18 protein-coding genes are annotated in these 22,103 nt (G+C 50.6%); 4 read left to right on the top strand and 14 right to left on the bottom strand.

Annotated elements, in window-relative coordinates; translation table 11 throughout:
* Positions 1-245: 245 nt before the first annotated feature.
* The 4 genes from CWM47_RS28010 to CWM47_RS28025 all read left to right on the top strand — a co-directional run bounded on the left by CWM47_RS28010 (position 246) and on the right by CWM47_RS28025 (position 2,200).
* On the top strand, positions 246-1,058 hold the full coding sequence (locus CWM47_RS28010) for a hypothetical protein (protein ID WP_100991921.1): 813 nt from the start codon (positions 246-248) through the stop codon (positions 1,056-1,058).
* 108 nt (positions 1,059-1,166) lie between these two features.
* Entirely contained in the window at positions 1,167-1,628 is a 462-nt protein-coding gene (locus CWM47_RS28015; protein WP_100991922.1) for a hypothetical protein, read from the top strand.
* Positions 1,629-1,660: 32 nt separating this feature from the next.
* Complete coding sequence (locus tag CWM47_RS28020) at positions 1,661-1,885, top strand: hypothetical protein (RefSeq protein WP_100991923.1); 225 nt, start codon at positions 1,661-1,663, stop codon at positions 1,883-1,885.
* A gap of 84 nt (positions 1,886-1,969) precedes the next feature.
* Positions 1,970-2,200, top strand: a complete 231-nt coding sequence (locus CWM47_RS28025) for a hypothetical protein (protein WP_100991924.1) — start codon at positions 1,970-1,972, stop codon at positions 2,198-2,200.
* A gap of 84 nt (positions 2,201-2,284) precedes the next feature.
* Here the strand turns inward: CWM47_RS28025 and CWM47_RS28030 are convergent, their stop codons facing one another.
* The 14 genes from CWM47_RS28030 to CWM47_RS28100 form a co-directional block, all read right to left on the bottom strand.
* Positions 2,285-3,139, bottom strand: coding sequence for a DNA/RNA non-specific endonuclease (locus CWM47_RS28030; RefSeq protein WP_240625496.1), 855 nt, complete (start codon positions 3,137-3,139; stop codon positions 2,285-2,287).
* 660 nt (positions 3,140-3,799) lie between these two features.
* Positions 3,800-6,322, bottom strand: a complete 2,523-nt coding sequence (locus CWM47_RS28035) for a PAS domain-containing protein (protein WP_100991925.1) — start codon at positions 6,320-6,322, stop codon at positions 3,800-3,802.
* 935 nt (positions 6,323-7,257) lie between these two features.
* Positions 7,258-8,034: a hypothetical protein gene (locus tag CWM47_RS28045; protein ID WP_100991927.1), complete on the bottom strand. Its 777-nt coding sequence runs from the start codon at positions 8,032-8,034 to the stop codon at positions 7,258-7,260.
* Positions 8,035-8,179: 145 nt separating this feature from the next.
* The gene (lgt, locus tag CWM47_RS28050; protein ID WP_240625497.1) at positions 8,180-9,019 is read right to left on the bottom strand and encodes a prolipoprotein diacylglyceryl transferase; all 840 of its coding nucleotides are present in this window, start codon (positions 9,017-9,019) and stop codon (positions 8,180-8,182) included.
* A 142-nt stretch (positions 9,020-9,161) separates the two neighbouring features.
* Positions 9,162-10,304, bottom strand: a complete 1,143-nt coding sequence (locus CWM47_RS28055) for an efflux RND transporter periplasmic adaptor subunit (RefSeq protein WP_100991928.1) — start codon at positions 10,302-10,304, stop codon at positions 9,162-9,164.
* 95 nt (positions 10,305-10,399) lie between these two features.
* Positions 10,400-13,666, bottom strand: a complete 3,267-nt coding sequence (locus CWM47_RS28060) for an efflux RND transporter permease subunit (RefSeq protein WP_100991929.1) — start codon at positions 13,664-13,666, stop codon at positions 10,400-10,402.
* Between the two features lie 11 nt (positions 13,667-13,677).
* Positions 13,678-15,102, bottom strand: a complete 1,425-nt coding sequence (locus tag CWM47_RS28065) for a TolC family protein (protein ID WP_100991930.1) — start codon at positions 15,100-15,102, stop codon at positions 13,678-13,680.
* Positions 15,103-15,160: 58 nt separating this feature from the next.
* A complete protein-coding gene (locus tag CWM47_RS28070) occupies positions 15,161-15,427 on the bottom strand; it encodes a hypothetical protein (RefSeq protein WP_100991931.1) in 267 nt (88 codons plus the stop codon).
* A 117-nt stretch (positions 15,428-15,544) separates the two neighbouring features.
* Positions 15,545-16,933: a sensor histidine kinase gene (locus tag CWM47_RS28075; RefSeq protein ID WP_100991932.1), complete on the bottom strand. Its 1,389-nt coding sequence runs from the start codon at positions 16,931-16,933 to the stop codon at positions 15,545-15,547.
* A 19-nt stretch (positions 16,934-16,952) separates the two neighbouring features.
* The gene (locus CWM47_RS28080) at positions 16,953-17,624 is read right to left on the bottom strand and encodes a response regulator transcription factor (RefSeq protein ID WP_100991933.1); all 672 of its coding nucleotides are present in this window, start codon (positions 17,622-17,624) and stop codon (positions 16,953-16,955) included.
* Positions 17,625-17,763: 139 nt separating this feature from the next.
* Positions 17,764-19,077, bottom strand: coding sequence for a chloride channel protein (locus CWM47_RS28085; protein WP_100991934.1), 1,314 nt, complete (start codon positions 19,075-19,077; stop codon positions 17,764-17,766).
* A gap of 131 nt (positions 19,078-19,208) precedes the next feature.
* Positions 19,209-20,375, bottom strand: coding sequence for a Na+/H+ antiporter NhaA (gene nhaA / locus CWM47_RS28090; protein ID WP_100991935.1), 1,167 nt, complete (start codon positions 20,373-20,375; stop codon positions 19,209-19,211).
* Positions 20,376-20,398: 23 nt separating this feature from the next.
* Complete coding sequence (locus CWM47_RS28095) at positions 20,399-20,773, bottom strand: DUF190 domain-containing protein (protein ID WP_100991936.1); 375 nt, start codon at positions 20,771-20,773, stop codon at positions 20,399-20,401.
* Positions 20,760-22,088: a voltage-gated chloride channel family protein gene (locus tag CWM47_RS28100; protein ID WP_100991937.1), complete on the bottom strand. Its 1,329-nt coding sequence runs from the start codon at positions 22,086-22,088 to the stop codon at positions 20,760-20,762. Before CWM47_RS28100 ends, CWM47_RS28095 begins: the two co-directional genes overlap by 14 nt.
* Positions 22,089-22,103: the final 15 nt, after the last annotated feature.

Below are 22,103 nucleotides of genomic sequence, written 5' to 3' on the forward strand. Positions count from 1 at the left end.
TGCCGCTATTTTGATGATCTGGCAACTCTGAAAACCACCACTTCTAGTGAACGCTTACTCAAGCACACCGAGTGAGTTGGCCATGAGGTGCCTGACGGCTTAATATCATTTTTATTGATCCTGAGTACATTACTGAAGCAGTGCCCCACGATCACAAATTAATTGTCCGGGAGCTACCCGATCCACCTTCAACAAGGCATCACTACTTTATATATTCGTAAAACCTGATTTAAAGTCCTACCCCAATGGCACAAAAAAAGAAAACCAAGCCGTTTCCAGATTACATTATTCGAGATTGGGAGGTGAGTGACGGCGTAAATTTTGCAATCGCCTTGAGCAGGCTTACTGGCTGGCTACTACACGTTGACTGGTGGACGCCTACGGACGACAAGGAAGTCGCTGAAAACATGAAATCGTTACGGGTATATGTCGGCAATAACGCCAGTCAAGTGTATGACTTTAAAGGCAAGCAATCTCTGGCAACTTTTGTAAAGAACATTATTCAACCGATATCGCAGAAACGAGGAGCAAACTACGGCAGTATTCTAACAAGATTTTATAGTGAAAGCCAATTATTCAGTTTACCAATGAGAGTAAAGCCTACTGAAAACAAAATAAATACGGCACAAAAAATAATTATTGATAATAAAGATTTTCTAGGAAAAATTCCGAAGCGGCAAGCGCCAAACATTCCTGCACACATTGCCGCTGACTTTTCCTATAGAAGCTGTAATCTTTTTGCAACGGCTCTGAATGATTTGAGAGATTATAAACCGGTAGCATTAATGGCTAAAAAATACAGTGATTTATTCGGTGGAGGTGAACTTGGCTATGTCCATAGCTTTGTTTTCGATAACGATGGAAACGCTATTGACATTTGGGGAAAGGACACGGTAGAAAATATAGCCCAGAGATACGGCGTGGTAGAGTATGAATTAAGCGAACCGGAACATGTTAATGTTAATCAAAAGCTAAAGACTAACTCACCAGAAAACTATGAGAAAATGTACGAAAAATCGGTAGCCATTATTAATGAATACTTTCCTGCGATCAAATAGAAGTTTTCTGACTAACTGGGCCACTAAATGGCCCGGCGTACAACCTTTATTTTGTAAAGCCCCTTGCCCATTGTGAATGATCACCTGCCCTCGCCTCATCATTCCTTGATGCGGAGTTTCTTGCACCAGAGCCATGTTCAGCATGTTTCCATTATTGGATTACTGGCAATGGCTTACCAGACGCGCGTTCTGATGAGCGAACCGGAAAAACCCCTTCGCGAAGATATTTCTCTAGCGGGTTGGCCACCCCCATATATGTCCCATCTGATGGATGAATTAGATGTAAACTCCTTCGAGCTAACTCAATATGCTCGGCTAGGTAATGATTTTTGGAGTTCTCAACTCAGACTGATGCCCATCTTTCAACGCACAATCGTTATGGGCTTGGCTACGATTATTCTTACCCCGTCGGCGAGCAACATGAATCCCAACCGATACACCCCCTGGATGGGATACTGGTCAAATGAGCTCAATTTAGATAGCCTAACCATGTCACGTTGGATGGAAGTTCAGGGCATCACATTGATCAATTATTTACTGGCTCGCGGGTTTATCCCTAGTGAATTTTAATTAATCGAACCAATTAACTGAACTACCCTACCATGAGCAATAGTAAGCTGAGTAATCTTCTAACCGATAATCAAACATTGATTGACCAAGCGCGGGCTTACCTGGCCGAAAATAGCATTGACCATACTCTATCCGAATGGATTACGATTAGCGAGTATGCGCAACGGTATAATCTGGAGAGTCAGCTTATAGAAGGATTGATCACTGGGGAACCATACCTGCTGACGAGGTACAGTACTTCGGAGAGCCTAAAATAGCCGATTCACCCCAGGCTATTTTAGGCTCTCCCCTATTAAAGGACACCGTTCGTTACCACACGCACAGCGCTACGTCCAAGAAGCATGTTCGACAAAGTAGTTATGTTGCTGTTGGAGGGCGCCTTCCGGGTGCTCGGACCCATTGCCGTATTTATGATGCGGTTTGAGAAAAAGCGCCCGCCTATAGAGCCAACTAAGGACGAAATAGATCGCTATAGTCGGGAGCGAGCCTATTACGAGGCAGGTCCAGGAAAGGAAGAAATTGCCAGTCTGGCCAGTGCCATGATTGAGGCCGCTAAAAAAGCCCCACGCTGATAGCGGGATTATAAACGGCGAATTGTATATGATTCGGAAGATCTACCCAAGTTTTGCACCTGATAACGAAACAGACTCGTATAGTCATAGCAAGCTATTGTCTGCCCTCGCTTCAATCATCCGCTGCATACTCTCCGGTATGTTCGATAGGAGGTTATACCCGGTCTGCTTCTCTACCTCATCCACACTGACCCGGTAACTTCCCCAAGCGCCTTCACCCGTTGCATTGGAATTGGGCATCCAAACGGCAATAACCCGTGTCTGCGCGTTGATCCGATTCACATCATCCGATCCTACCGGCAATACCACAATCACCTTCCACAGCGCGGCCGGAACGCTCAGTTTACCACTGGCTATACTGCTAGCCTTGCCGTTATCGCCCTCACCACCTTTACCCGCAGTTCCGGCGATGATATATAATTCATTTCCCTGAGCCACCAGCGTTCGGGCGTAGTCCTCCAGGCGTAGCCAGGATTGCCGGTTGACTTGTGGAGCTTGGGGTACAATATTAGTTAGGATAAAGGTCGTCTTATTCTCCTCGGCCGTGCTATCCCGATCGTCCGAAGGGCAGAGGTGGCCTCTGTCAAAGCCACTATTGGTATAGTCAGCATGGCGAGTCTGATACCAGGCAGCCGGTAGGGATTGATCAGGAATGAAGCTACCCGCATAACGCGATGCTGATCCCTTCCAGGCTGTGCTTAAATGCCAGCTACACCAGTTGGCAATGCCCGTCGACTGATTGTATGATAGCGAATACGTAGAGCGGGTGATGAGGTAAGCATTGGGGCTGGACTCGGCAGGTCTGGCGCCATCCGGATTACCCAAGGCCATGTTGTCATCGCGGGTGGGTGTCGTATTTTGTGGAACCAGTACGGACGGCTGCTGGCATTGGCTAAGGGCTAAAAGCAGTAGCATCGCGATGCTAATTCGGCTAGCCATCCAGCGTGATTGTTTAGGTAAAGTTGGAGTCATGAAACCGGTCAGCCCTCATTAAATGAGGGCGAACTTAGCTTTATTTTCTGATTTAGATGCAGCGGGAAGCCTACTGATTTCGCTTGAAGCATACGTCTTAATAATGCGATCATCTATGATTTACCGCCGTCGGCGAGGGATCAATATAGGGTAAATCGAAAAAAAGGGACCGCATCGGCCGGCGGCCGCCAAATTCGTCACTTGGGAAAAAGTCTCACAAACTCAGCTAAAATGTGAGATTTTGATTTTGATTAATGAGATGACAATTTGAGATTGAAGTTTGAACAGAATGACTTTGCCAAGACAAGGACTGTATCCATTTCTTTAAATGGGTGTTATTTGAAACACTTTTAAGGGTATAAGTATATTCGAACAACAAGCCGACGGTCTACTACGGAGCACCGGTTGCCGATAGACTCTGCCCACTCCGATAGGCCTCTTGCACCAGAAAAGTAGATAGAGTGTCTAAAGAGAAGCAAGGTGTGCTAAAATAATCACTTGGTTTTTCACTACGTCCGTCTTAATGTGGGTTGCAACTACCAAAGCGGACCACCGTGCGGTTCCCCGCCGGGACGCGGTCAGATAGCAAAAGGGTTCCGAGTCAGCCTGTTTTCGGGGTATTAACTTTTAACCAGCGTAAATAATTTGATCAGGAAAATAAACGCTAAAGGTGGCTCCCTGACCGGGTTGGCTGCGAGCGGTAATCGCACCACCGTGATTGGCCACTACTTTCTCACAGATCGCTAAGCCGATACCGGTTCCCGCGTACTGGCTTTTGCCGTTTAAACGCTGGAAGACCTGAAAGATGCGGTCCAGATACTGCTCCTCGAAACCAATGCCGTTGTCTGATACGTCAATGCGATAATAAGCCGCAGCCAGACGGGTTGGCTTAACGGAGGAAGGGAGGTCAATAGCGGCTACCGATTGACAGCTTATCCGAATCTGAGGCAAGACACCGACCCGGTTGAACTTCAAGGCATTGCTGAGCAGATTTTGAAACAGTTGGTTCAATTGGGAGGAATTGCCCCACACCGTTGGTAACGAATCGACCCTTACGGATGCACCGGTTTCTTCAATCAGCAAGTCTAAGTCAGCTAAGGTCCTTTTCAGAACATCCGTCAGCCATACGGGTTGGCTACTCTCCTGCCCCGTCGCAATCCGCGAATAGGTCAGCAGGTCCCGAATCAGGATCGACATCCGGCTGGCGGCCGTCTGCATTCGCTGAAGGTGATCGACTCCATCTCCCAACTCCACGCCATACTGGCTTTTAAGCAAATCACCGAACGACTGAATCTTCCGTAGGGGCTCCTGCAGATCATGGCTGGCAATGTAGGCAAACTGCTGGAGGTTGGTATTCGAGCGTTCTAAATCATGGACGGATGCCTGCAATTGTTGAGTGCGCTGGTGCACTTGCTGCTCTAATTCAGTCGATAAGAGTCGGTAGCGACGCTCGCTTTGCTCAAGTCTTTGTCGGGATAGCACCCGTTCGGTTACCTCGTTCGCCAGCACCATCACCCCGGTTATGATCCCGAAGGAATCACGGAGTGGCGTATAGAGTAAATCAAAATAGACATCTTCCAGCTGGCCACGCCGGTTCAATTTGACCAGTAAATTAGCCCCGGAGAAAGGCTCACCACTGTCATAAACGCCTTCCAGCAATTCGATGTATCCTTGCCCTTTTATCTCGGGTAATGCCTCAATGACGGGCAGGCCAATAATGGATGGATCTTTATCCCACACCTCAAAAATCAGATCATTGCCAATCTCAATGACCATTTCCCGTCCCCTAAACAAGCCAATGGCCATGGGAGCCTGCTCGACGATACTGCGGAAACGGGATTCACTGGCTTTCGACTGCTGTTCAGCTAGCACTTGTTCGGTTACATCAACCGCCATTTGCATAATCGCATAGATCTCGCCTGATGCATTGAGGAGCGGTTTGTAGGAAAAGTCGAAATAATAAGCACCCAATAGGCCATCTACTTCTAATTCAGCCCGGGCACCCCTTGACTCGTAGGCTTTACCGCTCGTGAAGACCTCATCCAGAATGGCCAGAAAGGGTTGTCCAGCCAGTTCCGGTATCGCTTTGGCTAGTGGTTGGCCCAGAACGGACGAATCTTTGCCCCAGTAACCCAGCATGATTTCATTGGCTACCTCAATGTTTAATTCCTGACCCACAAACAGGCACGTAGCGACGGGTGCTTCCTCGATTAAGGAGCGAAATTTAGCTTCACTTTCTTCAATGGCTTTCCGAGCGGTTACCTGTTGGGTAATCTCAACACACAGCACAATAATGCCGGAAATGGTACCGTCTGACTCATAGTAAGGATCGTAGACGAAGTTGATAAAGGTTTGTTCCATCCGGCCGTTCCGTTCCAGGGTAACGGGCAATTCGCTGGCCACAAAGCGTTCGCCCGTCGTATACACACCGTGCAGTAATTCTTCAAAGCCCTGACCGCTGGCCTCGGGTAAAGCCTCGAACAAGGGCTTGTTGATGACCTGCTGGCGGCTTCGTCCCCAAAATTGGAGCACCCGTTCGTTAGCCAGGGTAATAACAAACGCAGGACCGCTGAACAGCGCGACCGCGACCGGTGCCTGCTCGACAATACTGCGGAAGCGATTTTCACTGGTTTTCAATCTGTTGCGGTCCTGTACGGCACCCGTCGTTTCGGTGCAAATCACCAGCACACCCGCCGCTTGACCCGACTCGTCTTTGACCGCGCTGTAGCCAAAGGTCCAGTATACGTCTTCTAACTGACCGTTTCGGTAGATAGGAATCAGCTGATCTTCGTTCCAGATCGCCTCACCACCGCCCAACACCTGGTCGATTAAGGGTTTGATCGTTGGCCATATTTCGGGCCAGCAATCGGCCCCCTGTTGGCCGAGCGCGGTTGGATGTTTGCCCTTATCCCCTAAGCTGGGTCGGTACGCATCGTTGTAAAACTGAATCAGATCAGAGCCCCACCACAAGAACATCGGGGATTTGGTATTAAGCAGGATGCTCAGCGTAGCGCGTAGGCTTTGGGGCCACCCATCAGGCGTACCTAATGAGGTGGTTTGCCAGTCATACTGACGGGTCAGTTCACCGAGCTCCCCACCGCCTGAAAGAAACGGATACGCATTGACCGGAGTAGTTGCTTTACTTAACATATTCAGGTACAACTCAATCCAGAACGTATTTGATTAATTTACCCAGACCCTATCCCCAAGAGGCTGGGCCAGCCCGATACTGTCGACTTAGCTGGCGGAATGGCTCACCGGTCTCGCAGACGCTTTAACGGATGCTTTTCTAGCCAGTTAGCCAGATTCCGTATGCCACTAATTAGATTGGACAGATAGTAAAATCAGTTGTCCCAAAAAACGCTCCCATGTGAGACGAAGGAAAATTTATGTGTATGCCTCTTAAATGAAATATTTAAATATACTGTAGCATATTAAATATCAATTTAGGTGACATTCGCTATTTAAATAACTTAGAGGCAGATACATAATCCTTATTTCTTTTCAGACTGACAAAACCTGTAGGAATTAACCAGACCATAAGAACCGTGCGAATCGGTCGTCAATAGTTGCTCATTGGTTAGTTGATTCAGCAACTCCATCATACAGTCATCCTGACTGAATACTTGTCGACAAGTTCGCCGGTTCAAGTTGTAAATGGTACTTGTGGGGGTCAGACTAAAATAATGGTAGTCCCCAGACGTAGTCCCCCAGGCTTGGGTAAGGTATACCATCAAAGGTCCTTGTTGCCTTACTTCGTAACTAGTCCCGTCTTTAAGCCGAAACGATTTATTATCTTGGGTACGGTATCCCCAAATTGAATCAGCTGGTAGCCACCAGTGATGCCCTGTTCGGCCAATGATGTGTACCTGGTTGGAACGGGACCTTGTTCGAATCGTTTTTACCCACGTTTCCCCTAATGAACTTGTTAGTTTACGGGATGTACGAAGTACCTGCAATGCCGGTTGATTGCAGCCAAAGAGGGTCAGTGTAAAAAAAAGATAACACCAACCGAATCGTTTCATAAGGCGGGCGAGGTAGTTACTTTGGTTTACACAGGACATAGTTAGTCGAATAAAGAGAACTTAGCGAACCGACCATTGCGGACGTAAATAAGTTGCTGTCAGGTGGAGGTCGCGTTCCGTTTGCATGCGCTGATCAATTAAAAAACTCGTATTAATAAATTGAGTGACAAAGTCTTCCGGAATTATTTGGCCTGTTTTTAACGACCAGCTTAACCGGTTTAGGGAAGGTATTTTCAGAAAGGACTGGTTTTGTCGGTCAACGGTTCTTTTCAGCAATTCAAATCGATTACTCCACTGCTTATAAACGGAACCGGACTTCCCCCAACTCAAAAAGCACCTTTTTCTAACCAGCTTTGGGTAGATCGTGTCTGACAAGTTAACCGTTCGATCACCATTTAAGGCGACAAGCGCTTGTTCCAGTCGGGTAACATCAGCTTCTTTTTGGGTGTATTTGGCCTGGATATCGGCTAACCAGAAGCCAATGAACTGATCCACTAAATCCGTTCTGGCGAGTTGATAACGCCAGGAAAAAGTTTGGAAAAGGTCACGGATAAGTTGTTGGCGATGGTTTAGTTCGTTCAGGCGTTTTCGTTGATAAATTAATTGAATATAACTCAGTCTGGCTTGTCGATGAATCGTCTGACGCAGGACCTGGTACTTTATTTGTTCCTTACGAAGGGCCTGACGAGATGGTTGACCAAGAAGTTGCTGGCCTAATCCACTCGCCTTTTGGGTTACACGCAGAGCTTTTTGGGCGGCCTGGCAAGAGTCAATCCATATGTGAGCCGACCGTAAATAAAGGTTATTACTGTCAAGAGCCGCCAAGTAGGTATCCAACGTTGATTGGCCACAACAAGGTAGTAAACTGCAAAGGGTTAGCATCGTTGCCAAACCTAACCACGTAAACTGGCGCATAAACCGTAATCAATCACGTAAATACTCCGGGAATTTGCACCCTTATTGACACCAAAACGAACCTGGCTTATCCAGGCAAATGGCGATGTAGTACGGAGTTATAGCTCCTGAGTAGTAAGTACACGCCAATCAACACGGCAGGAACACTTAATAGCTGACCCACATTCAAACGCATCTGATCTTCAAACGCAACCTGGTTCTCCTTCAAGAATTCATATAAAAAACGTAGGCTAAAGACCCAGATCATAAATACCCCAACCAGTAAGCCATGGGGTGTTTGCGCCCTGTAGCGAGACCAGATCCCCAGCAGCACACCAAACAAAAGAAGACTGGTCAGGGCTTCATATAATTGGGCTGGGTGGCGCGGTACGGCAGAATACGCCGTGTTGTTTGCGAAGATAAATCCCCAGGGCAGATTTGTCGGTCGGCCAATAATTTCGGAATTCATTAAATTACCCAGCCGAATAAAGAAGCCGCTTAGGGCCACAACGATAGCAATCCGGTCGGCTACCCATAGAAAAGAGGCTCCCCGTGCTTGTCGGCTACGCACGTAGAAAAATATACCTAATAAAATTCCAACAGCGGCCCCGTGGCTGGCTAAACCCCGGTAGGGTGGTAAGAGTACGTCCAGGGGATGTTGCCAGAGCATCGTGGGTTCATAAAACAGGAAATGCCCCAACCGAGCACCCGTGATTGTTGATATGACTATATACAACAGGAGTGAATCGACTTCGCCTACCGGCTTGTCCTCCTGTTTAAAGAGATAGGTAATTACCTGAAGGCCAATAATAAAACTCAGACCAAAAAACAGCCCATACCAGGTTACCGCAAACGGCCCTAGACGAAACAGTTCTGCTTTTGCCGTCCAGATAATAACACTGGGCAAGAAGTTCATGCGGGGCGGCATAAGCATGTTTAGGTTTATAGAATTTCGTTAGCCATTGACTTTCCGGTTCGCCATCAACGCCAAGCCAGGGGTAGTATTCAGCTAAATCGATGTCCATACCGGTCATCGAATGGCCTGGCTTCTTTTAGCCAAACGCCTGTCCCTAGTTTACCGCTTCGTGACGGGCGACTTTTGGTTCAGCAACGGTTTTAATCGCCATATTATCCCGAATATCATCCGACCCATTGACGAGCACCTGATCGGCGGGTTTAAGATGGCCAATTACTTCGATCTGATCATCTGACTCATTGCCGGTTTGAACGGTTACCCAATGTGTTTTCCCGTTCACTACCGTAATCACGTAGCTGCCTTCCATCGAAATGACCACAGCTGATTTGGGCACGTACAGACTTTTACTTTGCCGTTGAACCGGAAAGCCGACCGTCGCGTACATCCCCGGCATAAGTTGCAGTCCCGGATTTTTCACCTCGATCTCAATCAGTTCAGCCCGCACACTCCGTTCGACGTTGTAGGAAATTCGGTTAATCTTACCTCTAAATACTTTGCCCGGAAAGGCATTTACCGAATACGTCACGGGCGCATTCTGCCGGATCTGGCCCGCATACACTTCCGGCACGGTTACCTGCAGGCGCAACCGCCCAATTTCTTTAAGTTTCAGCATTGGCTGCGCATCTTTCTGCGTCGGTCCAACCAGCGCGCCAGGACTCAGGATGCGTTCCGTAACGACCCCATCGAAGGGAGCCGTAAGCATCAAATATTGCTTCATCTGCCGGGCTCCCGCGACCCGTTGCTGCTGACTGGTCAGATTAGCACTATCCCCCATGACAACCGCCTGGGCCTGCTCTAACTCCTGGGGGGCTACCGCTCCCGCCGTTTTAGCAGCCTGCACCAAGCGCCGATAATTACTTTTACTGATAGTAAGTCGACCCCTGGCGGCTGTTAGTTCGGACAGCATCCGACTTAACTCCGATTCCAGTTCGGGCGCTTCCATAATGGCCAATACCTGTCCCTGATGCACTTTATCGCCTACATCAACGGGCATGCGTTTAATAAAGCCGTTCACTTTGGCGTAGAGGGCCACATCGTAATAGGGACTGAATTCGCCTGGTAACGCCAATTGTTTGGCCCGGGTCTCGACGGAAACAGGGACCGTCTGGAAGGCCGTCTCGGGGCTCGTTGCGGCTTGTTGGCCAGCTGATTTTTTTGACTGTTCGTCCGAGGAGCAGGCCGGCAGGAAACAAGCCGTTCCGAGCAGCAACACGCTGTAATACAACAGGTTTTTCATGAGAATCGATTGATTGGTGCCCGGCCTGACGTTCGGTGTTCCGGCTATCAGGGACCGGTCATACTAACCGGACTGAACATCAGGCCTTGGGCGGGTTAGTTGGGGTGCGTGGTTAAGAGTTGTTTTTTCAGCGGGTCAATTCCATCATAAAACTCACTTTCTTCGTCGTTGGGATTCAGGGAGGCTGATTTGACGGAAGCTTTGCCCTGGACGCTGGCAAAAATGACGGGTAGAATCAACAGGGCCGCAAACGCCGAGAAAAACAGCCCGCCAATTACTGCCCGGCCCAGCGGAGCGGATTGATCGCCGGCTTCCCCCAGCCCGGAGGCCATGGGAATCATCCCGGCAATCATGGCCAGCGAGGTCATCATGATCGGGCGTAGCCGCATACCACCTGCCGTGAGGGCCGCTTTGGTCGAGTCGTTATAGACCAACCGTAACTGCTCAGCATTGGTAATTAAGAGAATGGCGTTGGCAACCGATACCCCAACCGACATAATGATGCCCATGTAGGACTGCAAATTGAGCGTACTGCCCGTCAGGCTTAATAACCCCAGCGATCCGGCCAGCACCGCAGGAATCGTTGACAGGACCACAAAGGCCACCCCAAAGGATTGAAAGTTGGCCATCAAGACCAGGAAGATTACCACAATGGCCAGGCCCAGACCCGTTTGCAGACTCCCAAGTGTTTCGCGCAGCAATTGGGCCATTCCCTGTAACTCAACCAGAGTACCTTTGGGCGGGGTGCCTAGTCCGTCAATCACTCGCTGTACATCGCGGGTAGCCGTTCCCAGGTCTTTATTGAAAATATTAGCCGATACCGTCACGAGTCTACGCGGGCCGCTGCGGTCATACTCGCCCGGTACGGTGGTCCGTCTGATGGTGGCCACGTCGCCCAGCGTGGGCCGGAGTTGACCTTTGACCAAGGGAATATTTTCCATGTCTTCCAGAGAACTCATCTCGTATTCAGGCAGTTGCACCTGAACCTGATAGGCATAACCGGTTTTTCGATCCAGCCAGAGATTCTTGGCCGTGAATCGGCTCGACGAGGTCGCGGCCACCAGACTTTTCGATATGTCATCGGCCGTGAGGCCAAACTGAGCCGCTTTGATCCGGTCAAACTGAATATCCAGCGTAGGGTAATTCAACGGTTGTTTAATGCGAATATCCCGCAGATAGGGAATGGATTTGAGCCCATCCTGTAATCGCTTGGCGTAGGCCTGGCCATCTTCCAGGCTTTTGCCCCCGACCTGCACCTCAATCGGCGTTGAGGCACCCTGACTCATAATTTTATCGGTCAACTCGATGGGTTCGTAGGAAATGCCCACGCCCGGTAGTTGTTTCCGCACAGCGGCCCGCAGGTTATCCCGGAGGACGTCCATGTTGCCGGAATAGTCTTCACTTAGGGCTACCTGCACGGTTGCTTCGTGAGGTCCGGCGTTGAACACGTAGAGATTACTGGTCCCGTAACTGGACGGTGTCATGCCCACAAAAGCCGAGGAAATCTCGACGTTTTCTTTACCGACCAACTGCTCGATGATGCCCAGTACCTGCTGAACCCGTTCTTCTGTCCGTTCGATACGCATGCCCTGGGGCGCAATGACGCGTACCTGGAATTGTTTGGCATTGCTCTTAGGCAACATATCCTGACCGATGTTCATAAACAGTAGTCCCGCCAGCCCGAACGTAATCAGCACGTAACAACTGATGACCAGCGTTCGATGACGTAGCAGCGTTTCCACCAGGGAGACGTACCGCGCTTTAAATTTATCAAATCCCTTTAGCTCGTGTTTCGTCGTCTTTTCGTAGTGGGCATGGTTTTCTACCTGATCCAGTTCCTGCGAGTCGAGTACCTGGACGGCCTCTTCGTGGTCCCCTTTATGATGCGATTTCATCCACCAGTTCGATAAGACCGGCACCAGCGTCAGGGCCAGAAAAAAAGCCACAATCATGGCAAAGCCAATCGAGAGCGAAAGCGGTAAAAACATGGCCTTGGGCACGCCACTCATTAAAAAGGAGGGCGCAAAAACAGCCAGAATACAGATCAGGATCAAAAATTCGGGGAAAGCAATTTCCAGACAGGCATCGTAAATCGCCCGAGCTTTGGGTTTGCCCATCTCCAGATGCTGGTGAATATTTTCAATGGTTACCGTCGCTTCATCAACCAGGATACCAATGGCTAGTGCCAGCCCGGATAGGGTCATGATGTTGATGGTCTGGCCAGCTGCATTTAAGCACATCACAGCCGCTAAGATGGCCACTGGTATGGTTAAAACCACGATCAGCGAGCTGCGCCAGTCGCGCAGAAACAGCAGTACTGTGAGGCCCGTTAGGACGGCCCCGATGATGCCTTCGCTCATCAGCCCACTCACGGCGTTGGAGACGTAGACCGACTGATCGAATTCGTAGCTGAGCCGTACATCGTCAGGCAAGAGACTCTGCATCTCAGCCAGTTTGGCTTTCAAAGCCGTCACCACCGCCATGGTCGAAGCATCTCCCGTTTTGGTTACCGGGATGTAAACCGCCCGCTTCCCATTCACCAACGCGTAGCCCACCGTCTGATCCGCTGCATCATTAACCGTGGCCACGTCGCCCAGCAGGACGGTTGGTCCCGTACCTAGTTTAAGGGGAATTTGCGCGAATTCACCCACGGTATTGATGACCGAATTCGACGGTGTCATGTAAGCGTAGTCTTTCATGCGCACCACCCCCGCCGGCGAAATCTGGTTGGCCTTCACCACCGATTGGACAATCTGATCGGGGGTCAGGGCATAGGACTGCATCTTGGCCGGATCGACTTTAATCACCACGGTTCGCTCGTTGCCGCCGAAAGGTGGCGGGGAGGAGGCCCCCGGAATCTTGGCCAGCAGGGGTCTGATCTTGGTCGAGGCCAAATCCTGAATCTCGGATAATGACCGGGTCTTGGAATTGAATACGAGCTGACCGACGGGCAGCGTCGACGCATCGAAACGGACCACCACCGGCGGCTGCGAGCCAGGCGGCAGGTAGGAAAGCACCCGGCTGACCTGGTTAGCCACCTCGCCTGCCGCCTGGGCCATGTTTGTGTTTTCGTAAAACGAACATTTGACCAGCGTCAGCCCCTGGACGTTTTTGACATCCACATCCTTCACGCCCGAAACGTAGAGCATCTGGTTCTGGTACCGGGTGGCAATAAAGCCTTCCATCTGGGAGGGCATCATGCCGCCGTAGGATTGAGCGATGTAGATGGTTGGGGCGTTTAGTTTGGGGAAGATATCGACCGGGATGTTCAGCACGGCCATGACCGAGAACACCAGCAGGCCCAGCACCAGCACCACAATGGTGACCGGTCGGGTGAGTGCAGACGCGATGAGTTGGTTCATCTGGAGCAGGGTTATTTGGTAGTCAGTTTAATAAAATCCGTGAGGTCGCCTTCGGCAGCGGACTTAAGTAGGAGCGCCCGCCAGACATTATTGGTGGTGACGAATTGGTCGATTTCCGCCCGATTGAGCAGGGTAAAGGCCTGGGTAAATTCGTAGATGTTTGACAAACCCGCTGCGTAACGGGCCTGGGCCTGTTGATAAGCCGCCCGGGCCGCCCCCAATTGCACCGGGGCCTGCTGAGCGGCCTCATAGGCGTTTTGAATTTGCAGATCGGCCGTTTGCTGCTCGGCTTTGATCCGGAGCACTTCCTGATCGTAAAGGTACTGTTCCCCCTGCGTTCGAAGGACTTGCGCCTTGGTTTCCTGCCGGGTCCGAAACACATCACTAAAGCGCCAAAACGTACTCACCCCCACAAAATAGTTGGCTACCCGGAAGGGCAACCCCGCTCCCAGCGATGGGTTATAGATGAAGTTACCTTCGGGGGTCGTGTTGTCACTGATCCCCGACCCCCTGGCCCAGAACGAGCCATTGAGCGCGATAGCGGGTAAATAGGATTTTCGGATGGCTTCCACCCGGGCCTGGCTAAACTCAATCTGCCGTCGGAAGTAGGATAGGACCGGATGATTGGCCAGCTTTTCGGCTGAAAACTGGAAATCGGGGGGGATGGCTGCCTGAAAGGTAGTGGTATCCAGCTGGAAGGTCGAACCGGGTAGTCCCATAAACTCGCCCAGTTGCACCCGTTGCTGCTGGGCGAGTCGGCGACTCTCAATCAGTAGCAACCGGGCTTTGGCCACCTCGGCATCGGCCAGTACGCTATCGACACCAGGCCGTCGGCCCGAGCGGGTATTGGCCTGCATCACGGTCCGAAAGGCGTCGATCCGGGCCAGGTTAGCGGCCTGTACCTTGACCGTCTGGTCAATAATCAGGGCCATTAGATAGACATCCGCCACCCGAACCCGGTGCACGAACAGTTCCTGAGTATAATCGGCATTCGCTCGCTGGATCGCCGATTTGGCCAGCGCCAGTTCCGCTTTGTTACGACCGAAGGTAATGGCTTTCCAGTTGACGTTTAACGAACTCAAACTTCCCCAAACTGCATCGGCCGTCGGCCCATTGACTTTAACCCCACTGGACACCGAGTTGGTTGACCCTTCATTGGGAAAGGTAGCCCCCCGAACATTGTTGGAGGTGGCGTACAGGGCCTGTGCCTGAAAGGAGGCAGCGGGCAGGAAACTGGCTTTTCGGGCGGCCAGATCCGCTTGGGTGGCCTGGGTTTCGGTCAGTTTTTGTTTGATGGACGGGTAGTTCTGGGTTGCCAGTTCCAGAGCGCTGGCTAGTGTCAGGGTCGAATCGGCGGGTACCGATTGTGCCGACAGACTACTGATGATCAGTAGTGACTGGATAGCAAGGCAATAGCTAAAAAGAAGGGTACGCATACGTACAGGGATCAGAATAAGTCACAATAGAAAAAAATAGCCTAACCAACCCGCTTGTCTAAGGATCTGATACCGAAAGGGATGGAAAACCCGTTGGGGCCACCTTATTCTTCAAAACCGTAATGACACTGTCTTTCCGGATGTTTTCCCGGCTACAGCTCGATAATTGCTGAAGGAGCTGGGCCGTTTCGGCTTCGATTGGTTCTGAATCGGCAAACCAATGGGCGTTCGGCCGGTAGAGCTGGTAGACGTTTATCGCCAGCGACGCCAGGAGCCCAATGCCCAGCATAACCGCTAAAAAATTAAAGGAGGTAGTCCGCTTCATACATCCGAGCCGTTTTAGCCTTCGGACACAAAGATGCGGTTGCGGGATTAGAGCCGTCTTAGCCCGAGATTAGAATTCATTAGAATGGGGAATTCAGGGGCGAAGCGAAACGTCAAGCTAAGCCGTCCGAAGTACTTTGGCATCATAAGCGGGTAGTTCGATGCGCACGATGGTACCCGTCGCTGGGGAGGATACCAGACTTATTTCGCCCTGATGACGCACAATGATCTGCTGGGTGATGGCCAGCCCTACGCCAAACCCCTCCGCCTGCCCCGCGTTTTGCCCCCGGTACAAGGGTTCGAACACATGGGGTTGATCGGCGAGCGGAATACCGATGCCTTGATCGGTAACGGTGATCACGTGTAGGGCAGTGTCCGGCTGGGTGAACAGATCGACCAAAACGGCCTGCCGGGAATATTTGCAGGCATTGTCGATGACATTTTGCAGGGCCGTCGTCAGCAGGATTTCATTGCCCATGACCTCGAAAAAATCATCGGCGGGCATCTGCCCAAACTGAAACGAAACGGTACAGTCGGCTCGCTTCTGCTTGACCTGACTAACCGCCGACATCACGCATTCCTCCAATCGAGTCGGGCTCATGGCCAGCGAACCGTCGCCCGTGTTGGCTAGCTTCAAGAGGCTATTGGTCAGCCCAACCAGTTTAGTTAATTCCCGCATGGCCACCTCCATACTGATTCGCCAGTCGGCGGGATTGGTATCGTACTGGTGGGAGGTTTCGAGTGTTCCCAATACTGTCGTTAAGGGTGTGCGGAGTTCATGGGAGGCGTGGGATACGAACTGCCGCTGGTTCTCAAAGGTGGTTTGAAGCTGGGTTAATAACTGGTTAAAGGTCATAGCCAGCTGGGCAATTTCATCGGTTTGGTTGCCTTCATTCAATCGAAACGTCAGATGGGCGTCGGCCTGTACCCCTCTAACCCGGCTGACCATGTTGGCAAGGGGACGCAAAAACAGGCCCACAAAGTACCAGCCCGAAATCATGATCAGCAAAAAGCCACCCAGATTAGCGACGAGCAAGATAACCAGCAGGTTCTGTTGTTTGGAATGGCCCAGTCGGTCATAACCGGTTACAAAGATGGAATAGGGCAGGCCCTGGTCCCGGTACACGATCCCAACGCCTTCGTTGCGGTTGATGGTAAACTGAATGGAGGGTTGTTTGGCCAGTGCCGGAATGAAGCGAGCTTCTTTTTGCACGTAAGCGGGCGACTGATTGGTAAACACCAGGTTGCCTTGCTGATCAAAGATGCTGATATGCTCTTCGGTGAGGGTTTGCAGATCCGTGGCATTCAGGGCGCGATCCAGTACACCCTGACTGGAATGACGGGAAATCATGACCCGCCCAAATAGCCGGGCTTTCCCCTGCAAACGTACGGTAAATCCCTGCTCCCGGTAAACCGAGTAAAAGGTATAGACAAAGCTGGTGAAGGCAATCTGGATGGCCAGACCGATTGCCGTAAACAGGATCGTTAATTTATGTCGGATTAACATGATCGTCGGCCTCGTTCAGTTAGGATTCATGCAGCGAGTAGCCCATGCCGATTACGGTGTGTAAGAGTTTGGAGGAGAACTCCTTATCAATTTTTTTGCGCAGGTAATTGATGTACACATCGATCACATTGGTATTCGAGTCAAAGTCTGTATCCCAGACCCGTTCGGCCAGCTCAGCGCGGGAAATGATTTTGCCTTTATGCAGCAGCATGTATTCCAGCAAGGCAAACTCTTTGGACGTCAACTCAATGCGTCTTTCGGCGCGGGTAACCACTTTTCTGTCTAAATCCAGGGTCAGGTCGGCCAGGCGCAAGATAGTAGAATGACTAAGCACATGGCGTTTAGTAATGGCTCGAATCCGCAGCAGCAGTTCCTTAAAGGCAAAGGGTTTAGGCAGGTAATCATCCGCCCCCGCGTCAAAGCCTTTGATTTTATCATCCAGGGTATCCAGCGCCGTCAGCATCAGAACCGGTATTCGTTCGTTCTCCCGTTTGATCAGTCGACACAGGTCAAACCCGTTTAAGGAAGGCAAATTAACGTCCAGAATGACGGCATCGTACTCATTTTTCTGAAAGAGTTGTTTGCCGACGTAACCGTCATAGGCTAGGTCGGTACTGAATGATTCGGCCTCCAGTCCTTTTTTGATGAACGAAGCTAGACTAACTTCGTCTTCAACGAGCAATATCTTCATAACCGTACTAACTGGTATCTCAATGAGCTAAAGGTATACCAAATAAATCCTTTCCTTGGGAGCCCAGGTTCTGCCGTTACCCTAGAACCCTATATCTATTGGCTAGTAATTCTCCGACCAAAGGTAGTTCGGGTGACCATCATTCCCGACGTTTTTTAAACCAATCCATAAACCAAAGCTCCGAGTTTTTTATCGTATTTCGTACGTCGCTGATCTGTTTTCCTGTCTCAATGGTAATCGCCCGTGATTTGCTGATACTCAGGATCTGGGAAGTGTACAGACTTCGATGCCCGGACATCAGAAACGCAATGACACAGGATACGGCGGCATAGGGTGCTACCGCTGCGCCAAACAACTCGATGGCCAGAATGCTCGACGCAATGGGCGTATTGGTGGTACCCGCCAGCAGACTAACAAACCCAATGGCGGCAAACGTACCCGGATCCGCCCCAACCGTATGACCAAAGAAACTACCCGCCGTAGCCCCGATGAATAAAACCGGGGTAATAACGCTACCACTCCGGCTAATACTTAGGGTGATAATAGTGAAGAGTGCTTTGAGCAGGAAAGCGTAACCCAGTACGGTCGCCCCTTTTATACTCCCCTCCATCAGATTAAGTCCCAGCCCCAGGTAGTCCCGTGAAAACAGGAGCGTTAGTCCAGCCAGGATTACCCCGCCCAGCAGACCCTTCCAGGGACGCCAAATGGGAATGCGATTGGTAAAGGCCGTGCTGTATTGAATTGCGTTGATGAGGGCGTAGGCACACAAACCAAAGAAAATGCCTCCCGCTAGCAATCGGATAAAGAATCCCTCTTCAAAGGTGGGGACAAAATGGAGCGGATAATAAAAGAAGGTAACCCCCAGGGCTGATGAAACCTGAAAAGCGGTAATGGAAGCCACGAAAGCCGGGAGCAGCACGTCATATAAAATGACCCCGACGGCCAGCAGCTCGATGCCAAACAGGGCACCCGCCAGGGGTGCGCCAAAGACGCATGAAAAACCTGCACAAAAGCCGCATAAGACCATTTTTCTACGGTCAATATCATCCACCCGCAATAGATTAGCACATACACTGCCAATACCCGCGCCAATTTGAGCGCACGGACTTTCTTTCCCGGCCGAGCCCCCCGTTGCCAAAATGAGCACAATATTGACGACTTTCGTCGGGATGAAACTGCCCTCTATTTTGCCATAATTTTTGTTGATCGCGGCAATTAATGCATCGGTACCAACATGCTTTTTTAGTAAGAACTGACTTAGTAAGTTAGCGATGAAAAAGCTAAGGGGCAGTAAGTAAAATACGTGCTGATACTGGTTGCTTTGCTCGATAACGAAATGAATGAAGAGAATGAATCCTGATGCTGCTAGTCCCACCAGACATCCAATCAGACTGGAAATGAACAGCCATTTAAGGACGGTAAAAAATAGAACCACTTCTTCATTAACGCGCATACCACAAGGAACACATTTTACGGGTAAATGTCCTGATGAGACTCAACATTCATTGTCTTAATTTAGGCCGGGAACGCTGCAGTCAGCCTTTGGCTTATAAACCTGTTGCATATTAAAATTATACAATGGCTTTATACTTGTTGGGCCTTTTTTGTCGTCAAACGTAGCATTAGTAAACCCAATAATCCAGACACCAATGAACCAGTAAGTGTAGCCAGCTTAGCCAAATTTAAAAAGTACATCTCCTTAAAGGATAGGGTGGCCACAAATACGGATATGGTGAAGCCAATACCGGCCAGAAAACCCACCCCCACTAATTGCGGCCAGGTCGCACCCGCAGGCAGACGAGCCAGTCGGCTTTTTATCAGGCTGAAACAGGTGAATAAGACACCCAGCGGTTTCCCGATAATCAGTCCCAGCAGTACGCCCAAACCAACTGGTTGAGTAAACATAGCAAACGCATCAGAAGTAAGCGTTATGGCAGTATTTGTCAACGCAAACAAAGGGAGAATACCATAATTGACGGTAAAGTGCAGTCGATCTACCAGGCTAGTAATTCGGTTTAACGGCATTACGGAAGCCAGCAAAACCCCAGCCAGCGTTGCGTGAACGCCCGATTGCAGGACGCAAAACCACAACCCAAAACCGACCATTAGATAGGGCCATAAAAGTGAAAGATTGCACCGGTTGAATACGATCAATAGGCCCAACAACCCTACAGAGGCTAGCAGGTAAGGTGCCTGTAATGACTTTGTATAGAAAAAGGCAATGATGAAAATTGCCCCGGAATCGTCAATAATGGCCAGGGCGGCAAGAAAGACTTTCAATGAAACCGGAACCCGCTTGCCCAGGAGGGAAAGTATGGCCAGTGAAAAGGCTATATCCGTTGCGGCAGGAATGGCCCAGCCGCCAGCCGCATCCGTATCCGCGTTCAGGCTTAAATAAATCAGGCCTGGGACTAGTATACCTCCCAAAGCGGCCCCAATGGGCAGGATCGACCGGCTTAGATCGGACAGCTCCCCAACCAAAAGCTCACGTTTGATTTCAATCCCCACCAGGAAGAAAAAAATGGCCATTAGCCCGTCGTTGATCCACTGTTCGACCGGTAGTGTCAGCCAGGAAAACCCAATGGGCATTTCCCAAAAATGGAGGTAGCCCAGACCCACGGATGAGTTGGCGACCAACATTGAGCAAACGGTGGCCAGTAAAAGAATCAACCCGCTTAACTGCCCGTTTCGATTCAGTTGGTCGAACCAGCGATGGACCCACCAATTTGGGTACGTTTCAGGGAATGGCATCGTATTGAACGGATTGCGGGTTTCTATGCCCGCTGGATGAGTTGATAGGTTTGTGGATTTTCCAGAATCACATGTGTATTGGTCAACAACCTTTGGTGCTGCTGGATAAAGTCTTTCAGTGTTTGGGGTTCATCGACCAATTCAATGCATACTGGCATCTGCCGGGGCGTTGCTTCCGCATGGGTAAATACCAACTCCGCATCGCGTAAAAACCCGGCTCGGATCGGGTATAAAATTGCCTGCTTCAATCCTGCCAGTTTCGCTTCTTTCAGAATGGCATGGGCCAGATTTTTGCCGAGCAGCTTCTCCCACATACTGTCGGTGGGCACCCGTTGGCCGTGATGAAGATAGATACGCACCGTGGAAAGATTCAGCAAGGTAAAATCAGAGGTTCTCATGGGCCTGTTTTTTGGGGTTTGTTCTCAGATCGGATAATCGTTTGCCTTCGTGGTGGCCATAAACGAGGTGCTTGGGTTGGCCCACAACTTGTGCTCCATAAATGCCGCGATGCCCAGAGAAGAAGTATGCCATGACGCAGGCCACGAATGCATAAACCCCACAGTCCGCCCCGAACAGTTCCACCGCCATCAGGGTGCAGGCCAGGGGCGTATTGGCGGCACCAGCAAAGACTGCGACAAACCCCAGCCCAGCCAGCAGGCCCATTGGTAAGGGGATAAAATAGGCCAGCGCGTTGCCCAGCGTTGCCCCGATAAAAAACAGGGGAGTAACTTCACCACCTTTAAAGGCCGCCCCCAGTGTCAGGGCCGTAAACAGCATCTTTAAGGCGAAATCAAAGGGAGGTAACGAGCTGGTGAAGGATTCGACAATCGTGGGAATTCCTAGCCCGATATAGTTGGTGGTTCCCAAGCCGAACACCGCCAGCGCGACTAGGGCACCGCCGATTACAGGCCGCAGAGGAGGATAGCCAACCCGTTTTTTGAAAAATCCGCTAATGCCATGCGTCAGGTTGCTAAAAACAACTGAGCACAGACCGAAGCAGATCCCGGCGAGCATGGTCCACAGTACCGGCATAATCGAGATTGGAGGAACCAGCGGAATGTGATAATGCGTATGACCAACACCCCATGCCTTAGTGGTGAGGTCAGCGAAAATGGAGGCAGCCAGCGCCGGGAACAAGCCACTATATTGCAGCCGTCCCAGCATAAAAACTTCCAGGCCAAAGACGGCCCCAGCCAGGGGGGTACCGAATACCGAGCCGAACCCGGCAGCGATTCCGGCAATCAGGATTAGCCGCCGGTCCCGTGGGCGCAGCCGGAACAGGTGCGTGAATTGATCGGCTATTGAGCCACCGATTTGCAGCGCCGTACCCTCCCGGCCCGCCGAACCGCCGAACAGGTGCGTGGCGAGGGTGCCGATCAACACAAACGGGGCCATCTTGAGGGGGATGATCCGGGAAGGACGATGAATATTTTCCAGCAGAAGATTATTTCCCGCTTCCACATCCTTGCCCAGGTAGTGATACAGGCAACCGATCAGGAAACCGGCCACCGGTAACAGAGCAATAATCCATTGATGACTTTCCCGCCAGTTCGTAGCCCAATCCAATGTAACCAGAAATAGAGCGGATGCCGAGCCGACGCACAGGCCGATCAGGGCCGAAAGCAAGAGCCACTTGCCCAGAAAAAACAAAATAGGCTGATGCCAGAAAAGCGAAGTAACGATGCGAGGAATCTTGAAATGAGACGATGACATAAACTAATACCTATC

This window comes from Spirosoma pollinicola (genome assembly GCF_002831565.1).
GTDB lineage: Bacteria > Bacteroidota > Bacteroidia > Cytophagales > Spirosomataceae > Spirosoma > Spirosoma pollinicola.